At 75.1% G+C, this 17,187-nt stretch carries 15 protein-coding genes; 7 read left to right on the forward strand and 8 right to left on the reverse strand.

All coding sequences use genetic code 11. The annotated features are described in order from the left end of the window. Positions 1 to 77 precede the first annotated feature (77 nt). The 3 genes from KIT14_10050 to KIT14_10060 all read left to right on the forward strand — a co-directional run bounded on the left by KIT14_10050 (position 78) and on the right by KIT14_10060 (position 3,951). Positions 78 to 491: an META domain-containing protein gene (locus tag KIT14_10050; protein ID MCW5890883.1), complete on the forward strand. Its 414-nt coding sequence runs from the start codon at positions 78 to 80 to the stop codon at positions 489 to 491. Between the two features lie 96 nt (positions 492 to 587). Then, positions 588 to 2,489, forward strand: a complete 1,902-nt coding sequence (locus KIT14_10055) for a hypothetical protein (GenBank protein ID MCW5890884.1) — start codon at positions 588 to 590, stop codon at positions 2,487 to 2,489. A gap of 37 nt (positions 2,490 to 2,526) precedes the next feature. Next, on the forward strand, positions 2,527 to 3,951 hold the full coding sequence (locus KIT14_10060; GenBank protein MCW5890885.1) for a thioredoxin domain-containing protein: 1,425 nt from the start codon (positions 2,527 to 2,529) through the stop codon (positions 3,949 to 3,951). Here the strand turns inward: KIT14_10060 and KIT14_10065 are convergent. Next, positions 3,855 to 4,445 (reverse strand): helix-turn-helix transcriptional regulator, encoded by a 591-nt coding sequence (locus KIT14_10065; GenBank protein MCW5890886.1) that lies wholly within the window; start codon positions 4,443 to 4,445, stop codon positions 3,855 to 3,857. The genes KIT14_10060 and KIT14_10065 overlap by 97 nt on opposite strands. A 91-nt stretch (positions 4,446 to 4,536) precedes the next feature. Between KIT14_10065 and KIT14_10070 the strand changes: the two genes are divergently transcribed. Both KIT14_10070 and KIT14_10075 read left to right on the forward strand, forming a co-directional pair. Next, positions 4,537 to 5,583, forward strand: coding sequence for a DUF4243 domain-containing protein (locus tag KIT14_10070; GenBank protein MCW5890887.1), 1,047 nt, complete (start codon positions 4,537 to 4,539; stop codon positions 5,581 to 5,583). Between the two features lie 60 nt (positions 5,584 to 5,643). Next, positions 5,644 to 6,492 carry an isocitrate lyase/phosphoenolpyruvate mutase family protein gene (locus KIT14_10075; protein ID MCW5890888.1) on the forward strand — a complete coding sequence of 283 codons (849 nt, stop codon included), beginning with the start codon at positions 5,644 to 5,646 and terminating at the stop codon, positions 6,490 to 6,492. Here KIT14_10075 and KIT14_10080 read toward each other — a convergent pair whose 3' ends face one another. Then, the gene (locus tag KIT14_10080; GenBank protein ID MCW5890889.1) at positions 6,493 to 7,026 is read right to left on the reverse strand and encodes a hypothetical protein; all 534 of its coding nucleotides are present in this window, start codon (positions 7,024 to 7,026) and stop codon (positions 6,493 to 6,495) included. Continuing rightward, complete coding sequence (locus KIT14_10085) at positions 7,010 to 7,783, reverse strand: hypothetical protein (protein ID MCW5890890.1); 774 nt, start codon at positions 7,781 to 7,783, stop codon at positions 7,010 to 7,012. Before KIT14_10085 ends, KIT14_10080 begins: the two co-directional genes overlap by 17 nt. Positions 7,784 to 7,979: 196 nt before the next feature. Here KIT14_10085 and KIT14_10090 point away from each other — a divergent pair, with 196 nt between their 5' ends. Beyond that, a complete protein-coding gene (locus tag KIT14_10090; protein ID MCW5890891.1) occupies positions 7,980 to 9,800 on the forward strand; it encodes a hypothetical protein in 1,821 nt (606 codons plus the stop codon). Positions 9,801 to 9,939: 139 nt separating this feature from the next. Here the strand turns inward: KIT14_10090 and KIT14_10095 are convergent, their stop codons facing one another. Genes KIT14_10095 through KIT14_10110 form a run of 4 tightly spaced genes read right to left on the reverse strand, consistent with a single transcriptional unit; the run spans position 9,940 to position 15,208 of the window. Then, positions 9,940 to 10,926 (reverse strand): NAD-dependent epimerase/dehydratase family protein, encoded by a 987-nt coding sequence (locus KIT14_10095; GenBank protein MCW5890892.1) that lies wholly within the window; start codon positions 10,924 to 10,926, stop codon positions 9,940 to 9,942. 53 nt (positions 10,927 to 10,979) lie between these two features. After that, a complete protein-coding gene (locus KIT14_10100) occupies positions 10,980 to 11,963 on the reverse strand; it encodes a HupE/UreJ family protein (GenBank protein ID MCW5890893.1) in 984 nt (327 codons plus the stop codon). Beyond that, a complete protein-coding gene (locus tag KIT14_10105) occupies positions 11,960 to 12,862 on the reverse strand; it encodes a peptidyl-prolyl cis-trans isomerase (protein MCW5890894.1) in 903 nt (300 codons plus the stop codon). Before KIT14_10105 ends, KIT14_10100 begins: the two co-directional genes overlap by 4 nt. A 3-nt stretch (positions 12,863 to 12,865) precedes the next feature. Next, a complete protein-coding gene (locus KIT14_10110) occupies positions 12,866 to 15,208 on the reverse strand; it encodes a DUF3604 domain-containing protein (GenBank protein ID MCW5890895.1) in 2,343 nt (780 codons plus the stop codon). A 134-nt stretch (positions 15,209 to 15,342) separates the two neighbouring features. Between KIT14_10110 and KIT14_10115 the strand changes: the two genes are divergently transcribed. Continuing rightward, the gene (locus tag KIT14_10115) at positions 15,343 to 16,557 is read left to right on the forward strand and encodes an alkaline phosphatase family protein (protein ID MCW5890896.1); all 1,215 of its coding nucleotides are present in this window, start codon (positions 15,343 to 15,345) and stop codon (positions 16,555 to 16,557) included. A 9-nt stretch (positions 16,558 to 16,566) separates the two neighbouring features. Here the strand turns inward: KIT14_10115 and KIT14_10120 are convergent, their stop codons facing one another. Further along, positions 16,567 to 17,184 carry a DJ-1/PfpI family protein gene (locus tag KIT14_10120; protein MCW5890897.1) on the reverse strand — a complete coding sequence of 206 codons (618 nt, stop codon included), beginning with the start codon at positions 17,182 to 17,184 and terminating at the stop codon, positions 16,567 to 16,569. Positions 17,185 to 17,187: the final 3 nt, after the last annotated feature.

Genomic DNA, 17,187 nt, shown 5'->3' on the forward strand with positions numbered 1-17,187 from the left:
TGCGGCGCGGGCTCTCGCCCGGCCGCCGGTCGGCCGCGCCGTCCGCTTCGCCGTCGTGCCCGGGTCGGGAGCCGGCGATGCGTCGCCAGGCAGTCGGACTCCTCGTCGTGCTCGTGGTCGTGATGGCCTGCGGTCGCGCCCGCGTGCCGAGCTTCGCGGAGCATCAGTGGAGCCTCGTCGAGCTCGACGGCCGGGCGGTGGGCGCGGACGTCGCCCGCGTGCCCTACCTCACCTTCCACCGCGACGGGCGGGTGTCGGGGTTCGGCGGCTGCAACCGTCTCGCCGGTACGTATCGGGTGGATCGCGACAGCCTGACGTTCGGTCCCCTCGCCGCGACCAGGATGGCCTGCCTCGACGCACCCGACGTCGAGACCGCGTTCCTCGCAGCGCTCGGGCGGGTGCAGCGTTGGACCGTCGCGGACGGGCGCCTCGCCCTCCTCACCGGCGACGGCACGCGGCTGGCGGTGCTGGTCGAGGCGGCGGCGCACTAGCGCTTTTCCTTGACATCCCGCCGGAGGCGACGGTACGCCGCCTGCGGTCTGCATCGTGCCCGCGGTCGCGTCGGGTGCGAGGCAAAGGGGGGCGACATGACGACGATCGGACGGTGGCTCGGCGCCAGCTGGGCGCTGCTCGCCATGGCCACGGGTGCGCTGGCGGCCGAGCAGACGCTGCTCGGCAACGCCTTCACGGTGAAGAACCCGACCGGCGCCAACGCGAAGCGCGTCGTCGTCGGCGTCGCCAAGGAGAAGCCGAGCAACAACACGCTGGTCGGCGATCCGACGCTCGCCGGCAGCGCGGGCGGCGCGATCCTCGAGCTGTTCGTCGACGGCGACGGCCCCACCCAGCAGCGCCTCGTCCTGCCGCAGGGGATCGACGGTGCGGGCAAGCCGTTCTGGCGCGCCACCGGCACCACCGGGTTCCAGTACAAGGACGCGAAGGGCGTGAACGGCCCGGTGAAGGTCGTGCAGCTGAAGCGGACGACGAGCGGCCTCTTCCAGATCAAGATCGTGCTCGGCGGCAAGTACGGCGCGATCGACGTGGTGCCGGCGAACCCCGGCACGGGCGGCTGCTTCGCGCTCCAGATCGGCCAGACGGGAGCCAGCGGTGATCGCTACAGCGCGGAGTTCGGTCCCACCAGCGCGATCACGAACGGCGGGACGAAGCTCTTCAAGGCGTCGAAGCCGTCGGCCGAGGGCGTGTGCCCCGAAGTCCTCCCGCCGACCACCACCACCACCACGAGCACGACGACCACCACGGCGGAGCCGCCGACCACCACGTCGACGACGGAGCCGGAGCCCACGACGACCACCACGTCGACGACCGAGCCCACCACGACCACGACGACCACGACCACGTCGACGACCGAGCCCACGACGACGACCACCACCACCACGTCGACGACGCTCGAGCCGACCACGACCACGACCACGAGCACCACCACGACGACGCTCGAGCCGACCACGACCACGATCGTCACCACCACGACCACGCTGGAGCCGACGACCACGACGTCGACGGCGCCCGGTCCCTTCTGCGGCAACGGCATCCGCGAGGACTACGAGGCCTGCGACGGCGCCGACGCGGCCGCCTGCCTCGGCGCCTGCACGGCGTCGTGCGACTGCGCGCCGCCGCCCAAGAAGATCAGCGTCGCCGGCGACAGCATCTCGCAGGGCTTTGCCGCCGACTGCACCTCGGGCGGCATCGGCGGCGCCATCTGCCTGCTGGCCGCGGACAAGCCGCAGTACAGCTGGTTCAACGGCACGCACGCCTCCATGAACTCGATCCACAAGCGCTACCTGGCGATCAACCCGGCGGTGGCGTCGCAGCGGCAGTCGGTCTCCGGCGCCGAGATGCGCGGCGGCAGCAACAGCTTCGCGGCGCAGGCGGCCGGCATCCTGGCTCAGGTCCCGGTGCCGGACCACGTCGAGGTGCTCCTCGGCGGCAACGACATCTGCAACCGCGACTGCGTGGATCCGGCCAGCTGCGGCAACCCGATGTACACCGATCAGCAGTGGCGCGATGCCGTGCGCGCCGGCCTCAATCCGCTGGTGACGAACCTGCCGCTGGGCTCGACGATCTTCCTCCTCGGCATCCCGCGGGTGCAGGACCTGCGCGAGGTCGGGCTGGTGAAGACCGGCACCACCTGCAACACGCAGTGGAGCACGTTCAGCATCTGCCGCATCGTCACCGACGGCGGCACGCTGAACGGCGAGACCTACGCCGTGCGCCGCGCCGGCGTCGGCGCGCGCCAGCGGCGTTACAACGAGATCCTGCGCGAGGAGGCGCTGGCGTACGACTCGAACGCGAACGGGCTCAACCCGCGCGGCATCGAGGTCGTCGTCGACTACGTCGACGAGGAGACGCCGTCGGTCGGCACTACGCCGTTCGAGCCCGGCGACATCGACGCGGCGGACTGCTTCCACCCGAGCATCGCCGGGCAGAACAAGATCGCCGAGGGCGTCTGGACCATCAATCCGGACCGCCCGTAGCTTGCACCCGGGCCGCGCGGCACGCACACCCTCGGGCATGAGGTGGCGTGCCGGCGTCCGGCTCGCGTGCGGCGTCGCGCTGGCGGCGGCGGGATGCGGGGGCGCGCCCGAGGTGCCGCCGCCCGCCCCCGTCAGCACGACGACGCTCGCCGCGGCGGCCGACGAGGTCGTCGCCCGCGTCGGCGGCGAGGCGATCACGGCGGCGCGTCTCGACGAGGCCATCCGGCTGCCGCTCCACGACCTCGAGCGCGCGCGCTGGGAGCTGCGGGCGCGCCGTCTCGACGAGATCGTCCGCGGCCGCGTGCTCGGTCCGGCTGCCGCGGCCGAAGGCCTCTCCATCGACGCCTACGTGCGCGGTCACGCGGGCGCAGAGGGCTCCGACGCGTTCGTCGCGGCGGCGCTCGCCGCGGCGGGCGTCGAGATCACGCTCGCCGAGCCCGAGCCGCCGGTGGTCGCCGTGTCGGCCGACGGCCGGCCCGTGCGCGGGCGGCCCGACGCACCGGTCACGGTGCTCGCGTTCGTCGATCTCCAGAGCCCGTACTGCGCGCGCATGCAGCCGGTCTTCGCACGGCTCCTCGCGCGCTACCCGGAGCACGTCCGCCTGGTCGCGCGCGACCTGCCGCTGCCGGTCCACCGCGACGCGGTCCGCGCCGCCGAGGCGGCCGCGTGCGCGGGCGCGCAGGGCGCCTACTGGCCGTTCACCGACCGCGTCCTCCAGGCCCAGGACGACCTCTCCGCCGCGGCGCTGGCGCGGCATGCGGCGCACGCCGGCGTCGATCCGGCACGCTACGCGGCCTGCGTCACGTCCGGCGCGCCGCGAGCCGCGGTCGAGGCCGACGTCGCCGCCGCACGTGCGCTCGGCGTCTCGGTCGTGCCGACGCTGTTCGTGAACGGGCGCTACCTGCGCGGCCCGCAGCCGTACGACGTGCTCGCCGCCCGCGTCGAGGCCGAGCTGCGGGGGCTCGGATCTGTGCCGCCGCCCGCGCCCGCCGCCGTCGGACGCCGTGCCCGCGCCCGGGCCGGCGCGTGCCGGCGGCGGATGCGAAGAGGGCGGCGTACCGCCCGCCGCGCAACCGCTCACGCTGCGCGCCGCCGACGTGCAGGCGGCGCTGCGCCGGCGCGCCCGCCTGGCGCGCGACCTCGAGCGCGCGCCGGGCGACCTCGGTCCGGGCTACGAGGGCCGCCGCCTCGTCCGCGTGCGGGAGGTGCGGGCGGGCTCGCTCTGGGAGGCCATGAGCCTGCGGCCCGGCGACGTCGTCGTGCTCGTGAACGGGACGCCGCTGCTCGACGACGGCGCCGCCCTCCTCGACGCCCTGCGCGACCGCACGCAGGTGACGGTGCAGCTCCTGCGCCGCGGCCTGCCGGTCACCTACGTGTACGCGATCGAGTAGCGTCGGGCAGGGCGCCGAAGCACACCACGCTGATCCCGAGCGCCGGCTCGTGCGGGTCGGCGTTGCGGTAGCCGTGTCGCTGGTCGCCGCGGAAGACGAGCACGTCGCCGGGAGCGAGCGCCCAGCGCTCGCCCGACGCGGTGAGCTCGATGCGGCCGCGCTCGCAGACGAGGTACTCGCGCGTGCCCGGCGTATGCGGCACGCCGGCCAGCGAGGCGCCGGGCGCCAGCTCGAGGCGCGAGACCAGTAGGCCCGGGATCGCCTCGGGCACGAGGTCGCGCAGCACCGCCCCGCCGCGCCGGCGCAGGCGCGCCTCGGCGGCGGGAAAGAGGCGGCACGCCGTGCGCGGCGGCCCGATCAGCTCCTCGACCGAGACCTGCAGCGCGGCGGCGACGCGCACGAGGACCTGGAGGGTCGGATTCGCCGCGCCGGCTTCGAGGCTCGCCCAGGTGGGGCGCGGGATGCCGGCGAGCCGTGCCATCTGCTGCTGCGACAGGCCGCGGCCGTCACGCAGCCGGCGGAGGTTCGCAGCCAGATGCGCCCCCGCTGTCTCATCGTCCGACATGTCGGCGAAATATCCATCGGCTCCCGAGATGGCAATCCGCGCGCCCCGCCGCGGCGCCCGGGGCACCCTCGCGGTCGGGAGGAGCACGCCGATGCCTGCCGACTACCGCGCCATGGAACCCGCCCTCGATTTCCTGTCCGCCTACGGGCCCGACCTGGCGAACGGCTTCACGACCCATGCGCCGATGGTCGCCGAGGCGCTCGCCGCCCTCGGACGGGTCGACGCGGTGCTGCCCTGGCTCGAGGCGCAGCGTGCCGGCCTGCTGCCGCGTCCCGCCGGGCGCGCGCCGATCGCCGCCGACCGCTGGGCCGAGGCGCTCGGCCGCTACGAGCGGGTCGGCGACTGGAGCGATCTCTTCGCCCGCGATCTCGCCGCGGCGCCATGGCGCCAGGTCCTCGTCCGCTGGACGGCGCGCCTGCTGCCCGGGCTGTGTGCCGCCGCGGCGCACGGCGTGATCCGCGTCGGCCACGCCGCGCGCAGCCTCGCCGACGCCGAGACGCCGCTGCGCGTGCGCGAGCTGGGCGACGCGCTGGCGCTGTGGGCCGCGTCGTATCGGGTGCTGCCCGCGTCGCCGGTCGTCGGCCCGGCGCTGCCTGCCGCCGCGGCGCTGGCGCGCGTGCCCCGCGTGCCGGCGGCGCAGCGCGTGTTCACGGGCACGATCGTGTCGTCGCTGGAGGCGCTCGACCGGTTCGCGCCGTTCGCCGACGTCCTCGGCATGCTCGCGGTGGACGCCGATCCGGCCGACACGCTGTCGGACCTGAGCGAGACGTTCGCGCGCGTCTTTCTCGCCAACGCGCGCGATCCGCTCGCCGCCGTCGTCTTCGTGCACGCGGTGACCGACGTCACCGCGATCCGCTCGCTGCTGGCCGTGCTGCCGCCCGCGGTCGCCCGCGTCGGCACGCGCTACGCCTGGCAGGCGAGCGCCGCGCTCTATGCCGCCTTCGCGACGACGGCGCCGGCGCCGGGCGAGGTCCGGCCGCCGCGCGAGTCGGCCGCGACCCTCGTCGACATGGCGGTCGCCAGCGGCGACGACCATGCGATCAAGCTCACCGAGGCCTGCCTGCGCGAGCACGCGCGCCGGCCGTCGCCGGTCTACCTGGCGGCGGTGCGCCGGGCGCTGGCGGTGCTGGGGTCGTGAGGCGTGCGGCCTCCGTCGCGGGCTCTTGCGCCGGCGCGTGCGGTCGGGGCACGGTCGGCCATGCCCACCGTCGACGAGAAGCGCCGTGCCTTCCGGGACCTCCACGCGTCGGGCTGCTTCGTGATGCCGAACCCGTGGGACGTCGGCAGCGCCCGCTGGCTCCAGCACCTCGGCTTCCCGGCGCTCGCGACGACGAGCGCCGGGGCGGCCTTCGGGCTCGGGCTGCCCGACAGCGACGCCGCCGTCGGCTGTGAGGTCGCGCTGGCGCACGTCGCGGCCGTCGCGGCGGCGACCGACGTGCCCGTGAACGCGGACTTCGCCTCGGGCTATGCGCGGGCGCCGGAGGACGTCGCGGCCAACGTCGGCCGCTGCCTCGGCGCCGGCATCGCCGGCCTCTCGATCGAGGACGCGACCGACGATCCCGCCGCGCCGCTGCTCGACTTCACGCTCGCGGTCGAGCGCGTGCGGGCGGCGGCGGAGGCGGCGGGGCCGAAGGTCGTGCTCACCGCGCGCGCGGAGTGCTTCCTCGTCGGCCGTCCCGACCTCGACGAGACCGTCCGGCGCCTGCACGCGTACGCCGACGCCGGCGCCGACTGCCTGTTCGCGCCGGGGCTGCGCACGCGCGACGAGATCGCGGCCGTGGTGGCCGCGGTCGCGCCGAAGGCGGTGAACGTGCTCGTCGGCGCGGCCAGCGGCTTCACCGTGGACGAGCTGGCGGGGCTCGGCGTGCGCCGGCTCAGCGTCGGGAGCGGGCTCGCGCGCACCGCCTGGGGCGGCTTCGTGCGCGCCGCGCGCGCCCTCGCCGGCGAGGGCCGGTTCGACGCGATGGCCGACGCCACCCCGCATGCGGAGCTCGACGCGTTCTTCCGCGCCGATCTGCCGCACCGGCCCGACCGCACGCCGGGCTGATCAGTCGCCGGGGACGATCACCGCCGGCGCGAGCAGCACGAGGACCGGGGTGCCGACGACGTCGAACGCCGCGGTGAAGGGCAGCAGCGGCCACACCCACGGCGCGATCGGGACGCGGGTCAGCGTGCCGGGATAGAGCACGGCGTCGGGCGCCGGCGGGTCGCGCACGACGAGGACGCCGTCGTCGCGTGCGCTCGCCGCCGCGCCGTCGAGCGGGACCGCGCGGCCCGGCGACGCCGGCACGCGCGTCAATGTCCGGCTCGGGATCGTGTCGACCGGCGGCGCCTCGGTACGGCGCAGGGGCTCCAGCGGCACGGCCGTCACGCGGGCGGCGTGCCCGACGGGACGGCCGCGGTGGTCGCTGACGGTCGCGTCCCACGCGACGACGAGCAGCTCGTCGTCGAGCCACACGCCGCGATAGGCGGCCAGCGTCTCGCGCGTGCGGGCGCGATCGAGGAGGTGGCCGCTCGTGCACCCGGCGAGGACGAGGAGCAGGAGCAGGCCGGCCGCGCGCCGCCTAGTAGAGCAGGCCATCGTAGACGGTGTAGGCGCGGACGGGACCGCCGGCGTAGTAGGGCACGCGCGGATAGCGGAACTGCGCCGCGCCGCGATCCCAGGTGACGACGATGGGCTCGGCGGCGTCGTTCGGATCCCAGGCGCGGAAGCGGATCGTCTCCGGGTCGTCCTCGGCGTCGAAGACGAGGATCAGGTGGTTCAGGTAGAGGGTCGGGAACTCGACGATGTGCAGGATGGGCGTCGCGCCGGCCCGTACCGCGGCGAGCATCTCTTCGGCTTGCGCCCGCTGCTGCGTGGCGGTGAACGGAAAGATCATGCGCCAGTTGCCGCGTTGGAGATAGCTCTGGTAGGCGCTCGGCATCGCCGCCTTGAACAGCGCCTCGTGCGCGGCGCTGAAGGCGTGCAGGTCGGCGAAGGCGGGAATGACGATCGGCGGGCCCGGCGCCGCGCGCGGGTCGCGCGCCAGCACCTCGGCGACGAGGCGGCGATAGGTGGTCTCGTCGGCGGGCGGCGCCGCCGGATCGAACCGTGCCTGACGGTGGAACAGGCGTCCCGTGCGCACCATCGCGCCGCAGCGCAGGACGAAGTCCGGCTCCGGGTCGCGGCCGAGCATCTCGGTGTTGCCGTGCGCGTCGACGCGGTACTCCCACGCCGTCTCGTTGGGGAACGCGAGCGTGTCGACGCCGAAGCGGAACGGCCGCGGCTCCGCCACGGGGCCGCGCGCGGCGCAGCCGGCGACCACGAGACCGAGCAGCGCGCACGTCCACGGAGGCACCCGGCGGCGACGGCGGTGGGCGGAGACGGCGATGCGCCCGCGCTATCCGCCGTGTCGTGGGCCGTCAAGGCGCGGCGTCGTGTCGGCGCGGCGCGTCGCGGATTTCCCGCCCGCCGGCGCACGGAATGCATTGACCGTTCGCGGGTACGGATCTTAGGCTCGACGGCGCTCATCACCCGTCGAAGGAGGACTGCCCATGACGTCGCGTGTGACGCGCATCTTGCTGGTCCTAGGCCTCTCGAGCCCCGCGCTCGCCGCCGGCGAAGCCCTGGCCGCGAAGCTCTATCCCGTCAACGTCTGCGTCGCCGTGAAGCAGCGTGCGGCGGGCACGTACTGCAAGCGCGTCCTGCGCACGCTCGCCAACTGGGAGCGCGACGGCGACGCCGTGCGCCGCGACGCGCGGCTGATCCGCATCGGGGGCCTGCTGGCGAGCGACTGGGCCAAGGCCGAGGCGAAGTCGGCCGCGCAGAGCGTCGACTGCGCCGCCACGACGCTCTCGACCGACGCGCTGGTGTCGCTCGTCGGCTCTGCGACCGGCGCCATCCTGACGGCGGTGAACGAGAACCTCGATCTCGGCGATCCCGCCGATGCGCGCTGCGGCAAGAAGCTGCTCCAGGCCGCGGGCAAGAAGTGCCAGAAGCTCCTCGCCGCCGAGAGCGACTACGTCCGCAAGCTCGCCGCCGATCCGCACGAGGCCCGCCTGTCGGCCCGGCGCGGGCGCGTGTCGTCGACCTTCACGACCGAGTTCACGAAGCAGCGCCGCAAGGGCTGCGGCACCGCCGCCACCTCCGGCGGGCTCGGGGGGCAGGTCGACGCCCTCGTCGGCGACGTCGTCCGGCAGACGACGGTGTCGCCCAACCTGAGCGACACGCAGTTCACGACCGTCACGCCGACCGGCACGACCCCGTACGAGGGCAACCGGATCACGCCCGTCTGCATGGAGGGCTCGCCCTACAGCTTCTTCGTGAAGCGCGGCTCGGTGAACAAGCTGCTCATGTACTATCAGGGCGGCGGCGCCTGCTGGGAGCAGCTCACCTGCTCGATCCCGGTCTGCGACCCCAACGTGACCCAGGGCGACAACCCGCAGAACGCTCCGGTCGGCTTCTTCGACCTCGCCAACCCGAGCAACCCGTTCCGGGACTGGAACATCGTCTTCGTGTCGTACTGCTCGTGCGACATCCACTTCGGCGACGCCGCGCAGGACTATCCGCTGCACGTCGAGCACCGCGGCTGGCACAACTCGCGCATCGCCGAGAAGTTCGCGCGCGAGCACTTCGTGAACCCCGAGCAGATCTTCGTCACGGGCTCGAGCGCCGGCGCCTACGGCGCGTGGTTCAACGGCGCGGTGCACCACCAGGTGTGGCCCGCGTCCGAGTTCCAGATCCTCGCCGACGCCGGCAACGGCGTCATCACCCGGGACTTCCTCGAGAACGAGTTCCCGAACTGGAACTTCGCCGCGCACATCCCGGACGACATCCCGGGCGTGCAGGAGTCGCTCGTCGACGGCACCGGCATCCCGGGCTACACGAAGGCCGTCACGTCGTACTTCCCGGAGACCCGCTGGGCGCACTACACGACCGCGTTCGACGGCGGCTCGGGCGGGCAGACCGGCTTCTACAACGTGATGCTGAACGACAATAACCCCGCCGCCGCGCTCACGTGGTGGGGGGGGAGCTGCGCGTTCAACGCCAGGATGCGCGAGCAGGCCCTCGCCACCGCCGCCGCCGTGCCGTCGAACTACCGCTACTACATCGGCACCGGCTCGCGGCACACGATCTGGTTCAACAACAAGGTCTACTCCGACACGACCGGCGGCGTGCCGGTGTTCCTCGACTGGATCGGCGGCATGCTCCACGGCACGCCGGCGTGGACGAACGTCGAGTGCACCGACTGCGGCAAGCTCCTTCCGGGCGACCCGCGGCCGCCGACGATCCCGACCCCGCCGTTCTTCCAGGTCGGGCCCGACGTCAAGATCGTCTGCGACGGCGGCTCGCCGTCGGGCGCCTTCCTCGAGTGATCCGGGCCGGGCGCGGCGGGAGGGGGGCTCGCCGCGCCCGGTCCTGCGCGGGGCGCGGATGGCCGCCGGTCGCCGCGCCCCGCGTGCCCGTCAGGGCGGCGCGTGCTCGCGGCCCGCGGTCACGTCCGGCGACGGCACGTCAGCGCAGCATGCCGGCCTGGCGGAACCAGGCCGCGGCCTTCGCGATCGCCTCGCGGATCGGCGTGCGCCGCAGCCCGAGCGCGACGGTCGCCTTGGTCGGATCGTAGTAGTGACGCACGTAGCCGAGCCGGGCCGTGAGCGAGTTCACCGCCGGCTCGCGGCCGCCGAGCCGGCCGGCGAGGTCGCCCGCGAAGCCGCCGAGCCGCGCGAGCGGCCGCGGGATCGCGAAGCGCGGCGGCCGCACACCGAGCGCGTCGGCGATCTCCGAGAATATCTCGCGGTAGGTGAGGTTCACGTGGCCGAGGATGTAGCACTCGCCGCGCACGCCGCGGGACGCCGCCTCGATCATCGCCAGCACGACGTCCTCGACGTCGACGAAGTTGTTGCCGCCGCTCGTCCAGCCGATCGCCCTCCCCGCTGCGACCTCGAGGATCATGCGCCCGCTCGACGGCCGCGTGTCCCACGGCCCGAACATGTAGGCTGGGTTCACGACCACCGCGTCGAGGTCGCCGGCCACCGCCGCCAGCACGCGCCGCTGCGACTCCCACTTGGTGCGCGCGTAGGGGTTGTCGACGCCGAGCCGATCCCAGTTCCACGGCATCGTCTCGGTGCTGGGCGCGTCGCCCTCGGGCAGGCCGATGGCGTCGACGCTGGAGCAGTGGATCAGCCGGCGCACGCCGGCGCGGCGGCAGGCGGCGACGACGTGGTCGGTGCCCTCGACGTTCGTCCGCCACATGGCGTCGCCGAGCCGCTCCCACATCGAGACCAGCGCGGCGCAGTGGTAGACGTGCTCGACGCCGTCGCAGGCGCGGACGAGGTCGCCCGGGACGGTGATGTCGCCGCGTACCGGCTCGACGCCGGGCAGCGTCTCCAGGTCGGGCACCGGCCGGCGCAGGAGGACGCGGACCCGGCGCCCGCGGGCGACGAGCGCGCGAACGAGGTTCTGGCCCACGAGCCCGCCGGCGCCGGTCACGAGGTCGCGCATCGCGCCGCGGCTCTACCGTCGTCGCGGCACTCGCCGCAACCGACCCGGCCGGATCACGCGCGCAGCAGCGCCGTCAGGCGCTCCAGCCCCCAGTACACGGCCAGCGAGCCGACGGCGTAGGGCACTGCCAGCCGTGCCCCGGGCGCAGCGGCGGGCCGGATGCGGCGGCACGCCGCCGCGGCGGCGAGCGCGGCGGCGACGAAAAGCAGCTGCCCGAGCTCGATGCCGGCGTTGAACGAGAGCAGGGCGCGCGGGACGTCGTCCGGCGGCAGCCCCGCCTCGCGCAGCGCCGACGCGAAGCCGAGCCCGTGCAGGAGCCCGAACGCGAAGGCCATCGCCGCGGGGTGGCGCCGCCAGGCGCTGCCCGCCGCCGGGTCACGCGTCAGCTCGACGGCCAGGAGGTAGAGCGTGCCCGCGATCGCGACCTCGACCGCCATCGCCGGTACGGCGACGACGCCGAGCATCGCCAGCGCCAGCGTCACGCTGTGGCCGAGCGTGAACGCGGTCACCGTCGCCAGGAGCCGCCGGGTCGCTCCCGCGAGCAGGACGAGGCCGAGCACGAAGAGCAGATGATCGGGCCCGCCGGCGATGTGCGCGACGCCGAGCCGCAGGTAGCCTCCCACGACGGTGGCGGGACGCGCGGGCGCCGGCAGCGTCGGCGCGGGCGCGCTCGGCCGGGCGACCTCCTGGGCGATGCGCCCGTCGGCGAGCACGAGGCGCACGAGCGCGTCGGTGCGCGCGAGGGCGAGTCCGTGCACCGTGACGACCTCGCCGACGAGCCCGCGTGCGCCGCAGTCGACGCGCCAGCGGCTGGTGCGGCTGTCGTCGTCTTCGACCACCGCCGGTGCGTCGAGCGTGCGGCAGTGGGCGGGCAGCTCCGGGACGAGCTCGACGCCGGGTACGCCGCGCGCCGGCACCTTCCAGACGACGTCGACCCGGCCGTCGGCGTGCGCGCGCAGCTCGAGCAGCGCCGGTGCGAGCGGGTGTGCGGCGGCGACGCCGGCGACGAGCGTCCACAGCGCGAGCACGCGCGTCATCCCGCGCCCTCCGTCCCGACCACGCCCCAGCGGCGGCGGAGGCCGGCCAGGTACGTCGCATAGGCGCGCTCACCCTCCGTGAAGCGCCAGGCGGCGAGCACCCGGGACCGCACCTCGGCGAGCGCTGGTATGCGGCCGTCGTCGCGCGCCTCGAGGCGCAGGAGATGGACGCCCCAGGCCGAAGCGAGCGGCCCCGACCAGGTCCCGACGGAGCCGAGCTCCGCGGCGCCGTCCGGGCCGAGGAGCGCCGCGAGCCCGCGTGCGTCGAGCTCGTCCGCCGCGAGCGGATCTCCGAGCGTGGCGGGGTCCGGCGGCGACGGGCCGCGCAGGCGGGCGAGCGCCGCGGCGGCGTCACCCGCCGGGTCGGCGCGGTCGCGGGCGAAGAAGACCGGGGTCGTCCGCACGCGCGGCGGCAGCCGGAAGCGCTCGGCATGCGCCGCGAGGAACGCCGCGAGGACGGCTTCGTCGGGCTCCGGCGCGGACGGCGCGCGGCGGGCGAGGAGGCGCATGCGCTCGACCAGGCTGCGGCGGACGAACGGGTCCTCGCGCCCGAGGTCGAGCGCGACGGCTTCCGCGTACAGCGCCGCCTCGTCGTCGCCGCCGGCGTGCTCCGTGCCGTGCAGGAAGCGCATCTTCTCGACGAGCCGCGCGCGGATCGCGGGGTCATCGCGGTCGAGCCCGCGCGCGAGCGCCTCGCGGTGCAGGATCTCTTCGTCGAGCTCGCGGTCGACGAGCGCGGCCTCCTCGGCCGGCGACGGCGGCCGCCCGGTCTGGCGCGCGAACTCGGCGCGCAGCGCCGCACGCCGCGGCGCCGAGACCGCGGGAGCGTCGCGCGCGAGCCCGCCGCCGAGGACGAAGAGCGCGGCGCCGATGGCGAGGAAGTGCAGGGCGGGCCGCACGGCTCAGCTCGTGCGCAGGACGTCGCCGCGCAGCTGCCAGAGTCGGCTCTGCGTCGCGCGCTGCGTCCCCGCGCCGATCTCCAGCTCGACGAAGTGGTCGGCGCGCGCCGCGGCCGAGAGGTCGCGCGGCACCGTGCGCAGGACGACGGTCGTGGTGCCGTCGAGCTGCCGCGCCACGCGCAGCGAGGCGATCTGCGGCGTGCCGGCGAGCCTCCACACGGGCTTGTCGCCGCGGCGCCGCATCGTGCCGGCGGGGATCGCGAGGCGCACGATGTCGTCGTCGTCGCGAAGGACGACCTCGAGCGGCTGCCTGTCGGGGTCGACCGCGGCGCCGAGGCGGGCCGTCAGGCGCAGCACGTCGCGACCGCCGCCCGCCGGCCCGAAGCGCAGCTTCGCCTTCACCGCGCCGAGGGCCTCGGGACGGAACCACACGGGCGACGTCCAGGCGCGCTCCTGGATCGTGCGCGGGGCCCGGCAGCAGGGCGCGAACGCGGGCGGGACGCTCGCGGGACGCGTGCAGTCGACGCCTTCCGCGTCGCACAGCCGCGCGCTCCAGCGGCAGGTCGGGTTCTCGAGCACGCGCGCGTAGTAGAAGGCGCGCTGGTCGCGGTCGAACGTCGGGTCCTGCCAGACCGCGCAGAGCGTGTCGGCACCGGGGCCCGTCGGCGTGCAGGCGGCGTCGACGCCCGCGCCGTTGGCGGCGTCGCCGGCGACGTCGAAGACCGCCTCATGCGTCCGGCCGTCCGCGTCGAGCCAGCCCTTCACGATCTGGACGCGCTGCAGCGCCGTGCCCGGATGGCCTTGGATACCGGCGTCGCGCTGGGCGAGGACGGCGAAGTGCGGGCTGCGGGCGCCGCGCACGGCGCCGAGCTCGCCGCCCATGGGAACGCCGCGCTGGTAGCCGGTCGTGACGAAGCGCGCGTCACGGCAGAGATCGCTCGGGAGACGGCCGGCGAAGAGGCGCACCAGCGGGCGCGTGCCGCTGGTGGCGTACGCCTCGCGGCGCTGCATGGCCGCGAACAGCGCGTCGCGCGAGTTCTCCTCGGCCCAGACGACCATGAGGCCGCCGGGGTTGTACTCGTCGTGGACGACGTTGCCGCCGGCCTGGATGCGGAACGCGGGCGTCGCGTCGGCGGTGCCGGCGTGCCCGGCCCAGTCGTCCTCGTCGGTGGCGCCCGGCGTGCCGTTGTGGGTGTCGGTGCCGGCGACGAGGCCGAAGCGGAACGGGTTCACGCCGGTGCGCGCCTCCTCGCGCAGGCCCTCGGCCAGCGCGTTGCGCACGAAGCCGAGCGGCAGGAACGTCTGCGCCGGGTTGGCGGGGCCGAACAGCGTCTGCCGGTTCACCTTCTCGAACCCGCACAGCTCGTCGGTGGTGCCGACGCCGGGCCGGCATTCCGACTCGCCCTTGTGCTGGATCACCTCGACCAGCGGCTCGAACGCGGCCCGCGTGGCGGCGTCGGCGGCGGTGAGCGGGCTGCCGTCGGGGTTGCGCGCCTCGAACATCGTGCCCGTGCTGAAGTTCGAGTTGTGCGGGATGGCGAGCACGTCGCAGCCGGTGCCGGCGTCGAGGCAGTCGGTCCGCAGCCGTGCCCAGAGCCCCTGCGGCGTCTGTTCCTGGATGTACGAGGTCGGCAGCACGGGGACGTTGGCGTTGCGGAAGATGACGTTGCGATGGAGGTTGCGGTTCGCCGGTGTGCCCGACCACTCGTAGGCGACGAAGGTGGTGAACCCGCACGCGGCCGTGCGGTCGTAGAACTCCTCGGCGGCGTCCTGCTCGGCCTGCCAGAAGACCGAGTCGAGCGCGCGGCAGAACGCCCCGCCCGGGCCGCAGAGCGGCGGCGGCGTCGGCGCCGGGCTCAGCACCGGCGGCAGGATCAACGTCGTGAAGCTGAGCGGCGGTGCGCTCGGTACGAAGGTGCCGATGTCGCGGCGCAGCAGCGCGCACTCGGGGGAGTCGTAGCCCGGGATGCCCGGCGTCAGGCAGATGTACTCGGTGCCGAAGGCCTCGGCGTGATCGCTGACGGCGGTGAAGTCGAGCGGGCGGCGCAGCCGTGCCGTGCGGGTCGCGCTCCCGAGCGCGTCGTAGGGCGGCAGGCCGACCGCCTCGCCGCGCGCGAAGCGGTAGGCGTCGCGCGGCTCGTTGCGGTCGTCGAGGATGACCGCGTCGATCGAGAACGTCGTGTGGACGTGGGTGTCGCCGAAGAAGGGACGGCGCAGGAGCGTGTGATCGGCGCACGCGGCGCGCGTCTCGGTGCGTCGCCAGGGCGGATGGGCGGCCTCGGCCCAGGCCGACCCCGCGGCGAGGACGGTGGCGAACCCGAGGACGGCGGTGCGACGTGTGGGCATGGGCGCGCTCCCTTCGTGGGCCGCGTACGAAGCGCCGGTGAATTAAGTCAACCGAATCATCCGCCGGGACGCGAGGGCGTGGCGGCGCGCCGGGGCCTTGCCCGCGTTCCCCGAGGTCGCCACAAGGACCCGCCGTGCGTCGCGTCGCCGCCCTCGTCGTCTGTCTGCTGCTCGCGTCGTGGCAGGCGGCCGCCGCCGGCGCGCCGACCGTCGTCCTGCTCTCGTGGGACGGCGTGCGCTTCGACTACCCCGAGCGCGCGCCGCTGCCGGCGCTCGCCCGCATGGCGCGCGACGGCGCCCGCGCGACGCGGCTCGTGCCGCCGTTCCCGAGCAGCACCTTCCCGAGCCACGTGACCCTCGCCACCGGCGCCCGCGTCGACCGCCACGGCATCGTCGGCAACGCCTTCCGCGATCGCGAGCGCGGGCCGTTCGTCTACCAGAACGACGCGAGCTGGATCCGGGCCGAGCCGCTGTGGTGCGCCGCGGAGCGCCAGGGCGTGCGCAGCGCCGTGTTCTTCTGGGTCGGCTCGGAGACGCCGTGGGAGGGCGTCGCCGCCACGTACCGCAAGGCGCCCTTCGACGCCGGCGTCGGCGAGGACGAGAAGGTGCGGCAGATCCTGGCGTGGCTCGATCTGCCGGCGGCGGAGCGCCCGCGGCTGATCATGTCGTGGTGGCACGGCGCCGACGCGGAGGGGCACCGCGACGGCCCCGACGCCGCGTCGGTCACGGCCGCGATGGTGGCGCAGGACGCCGCGCTCGGCGCGCTGCTCGCGGGGCTCGACGCGCGCGGGCTCTGGGACGACGTGACCCTCGTCGTGGTGAGCGACCACGGCATGACGACGGCCGGCGAGGCGATCGACGTCCGCCACGTGCTCGCCGACGCGGGCATCGCCGCCGACGTCTGGAACAGCGAGGCCGTCGCCACCATCTGGCTCGCCGAGCCGGCGCGGCGTGAGGCCGCGCTGCGCGTCCTCGAGCGCCTCGACGGAGTGCGCGCCTATCCCGTCGACGGCCTCCCGCCCGACTGGCACTTCGACGTTCCCGATCGGGTCGGCGACGTGGTCGCCGTGGCCGAGCCCCCGCGCATGTTCGCCGCCTACGATCTGTGGCAGCGCCTGCAGCGGCGCGTGGCGCTGTGGTTGGGACGGCAGCAGGGCGCGCACGGCTACGACCCGCGCCGCGACGACATGGGCGGCGTCCTCTTCGCGCTCGGCCGCGGTGTCCCGGCGGGCACCGCGCTCGGCGTGGTGTCGGCCCTCGACGTCGCCCCGACCGTCGCGGCCCTGCTCGGCATCGCGCCGCCGCGCGCCGCCGAAGGGCGCGCGTTGGCGGCGATCGCCGGGCGCTAGCCGGCGGGCTCACACCAGCCCGTGCGCCTTGGCGAACGGGTCCCAGCCGGCGTCGCGGTGCCACTCGTACTCGGTGCCGAGCGCGAGGCCGTCGGCGAGCTGCGGCGAGAGCAGCTTGGCGATCACCGCCAGCGCCATGTCGATGCCGGCCGAGACACCGGACGAGGTGACGAACTTCCCGTCCTCGACCCAGCGCGCGGCGCGCACCCAGCGGACGTTCGGCCACGTCGTCTCGAGCCAGGAGAAGACGGCCTTGTTGGTGGTCGCGCGGCGGCCGTCGAGGAGCCCGGCCTGGGCGGGGAGGGCGGTGCCGGTGCAGACGGTCATCACCAGCTCGGCGGCGTCGCTGCGCGTCCGCACCCAGTCGACGAGGACGTCGTCCTGGGCGGCGTCGCGCGTGCCGATGCCGCCCGGGACGAGGAGCAGGTCGAGCGGCGGGCAGTCGGCGAGGCCGTACTGCGCCACGACCTCGGGGCCCTGCGCGCTGCGCACCGGGCCCGCGGCGCCGGCGACGGTGACGACGTCGATCGCGCCCTGACAGTTGCCGAACATCTCGAGCGGCCCGAAGGTGTCGAGCAGCTCGAAGCCGGGGAAGAAGAGCGCGCCGAGGCGGCGGACGTCGGACATGGG

The organism is bacterium (assembly GCA_026129405.1).
Classification (GTDB): Bacteria; Desulfobacterota; Binatia; order DP-6; family DP-6; genus JAHCID01.

Bases quoted from the DNA above. Each gene is read 5' to 3' on its own strand.
- KIT14_10050 (MCW5890883.1), top strand. From the start codon at position 78: ATGCGTCGCCAGGCAGTCGGACTCCTCGTCGTGCTCGTGGTCGTGATG.
- KIT14_10055 (MCW5890884.1), top strand. From the start codon at position 588: ATGACGACGATCGGACGGTGGCTCGGCGCCAGCTGGGCGCTGCTCGCC.
- KIT14_10060 (MCW5890885.1), top strand. From the start codon at position 2,527: ATGAGGTGGCGTGCCGGCGTCCGGCTCGCGTGCGGCGTCGCGCTGGCG.
- KIT14_10065 (MCW5890886.1), bottom strand. From the start codon at position 4,445: ATGTCGGACGATGAGACAGCGGGGGCGCATCTGGCTGCGAACCTCCGC.
- KIT14_10070 (MCW5890887.1), top strand. From the start codon at position 4,537: ATGCCTGCCGACTACCGCGCCATGGAACCCGCCCTCGATTTCCTGTCC.
- KIT14_10075 (MCW5890888.1), top strand. From the start codon at position 5,644: ATGCCCACCGTCGACGAGAAGCGCCGTGCCTTCCGGGACCTCCACGCG.
- KIT14_10080 (MCW5890889.1), bottom strand. From the start codon at position 7,026: ATGGCCTGCTCTACTAGGCGGCGCGCGGCCGGCCTGCTCCTGCTCCTC.
- KIT14_10090 (MCW5890891.1), top strand. From the start codon at position 7,980: ATGACGTCGCGTGTGACGCGCATCTTGCTGGTCCTAGGCCTCTCGAGC.
- KIT14_10095 (MCW5890892.1), bottom strand. From the start codon at position 10,926: ATGCGCGACCTCGTGACCGGCGCCGGCGGGCTCGTGGGCCAGAACCTC.
- KIT14_10100 (MCW5890893.1), bottom strand. From the start codon at position 11,963: ATGACGCGCGTGCTCGCGCTGTGGACGCTCGTCGCCGGCGTCGCCGCC.
- KIT14_10110 (MCW5890895.1), bottom strand. From the start codon at position 15,208: ATGCCCACACGTCGCACCGCCGTCCTCGGGTTCGCCACCGTCCTCGCC.
- KIT14_10120 (MCW5890897.1), bottom strand. From the start codon at position 17,184: ATGTCCGACGTCCGCCGCCTCGGCGCGCTCTTCTTCCCCGGCTTCGAG.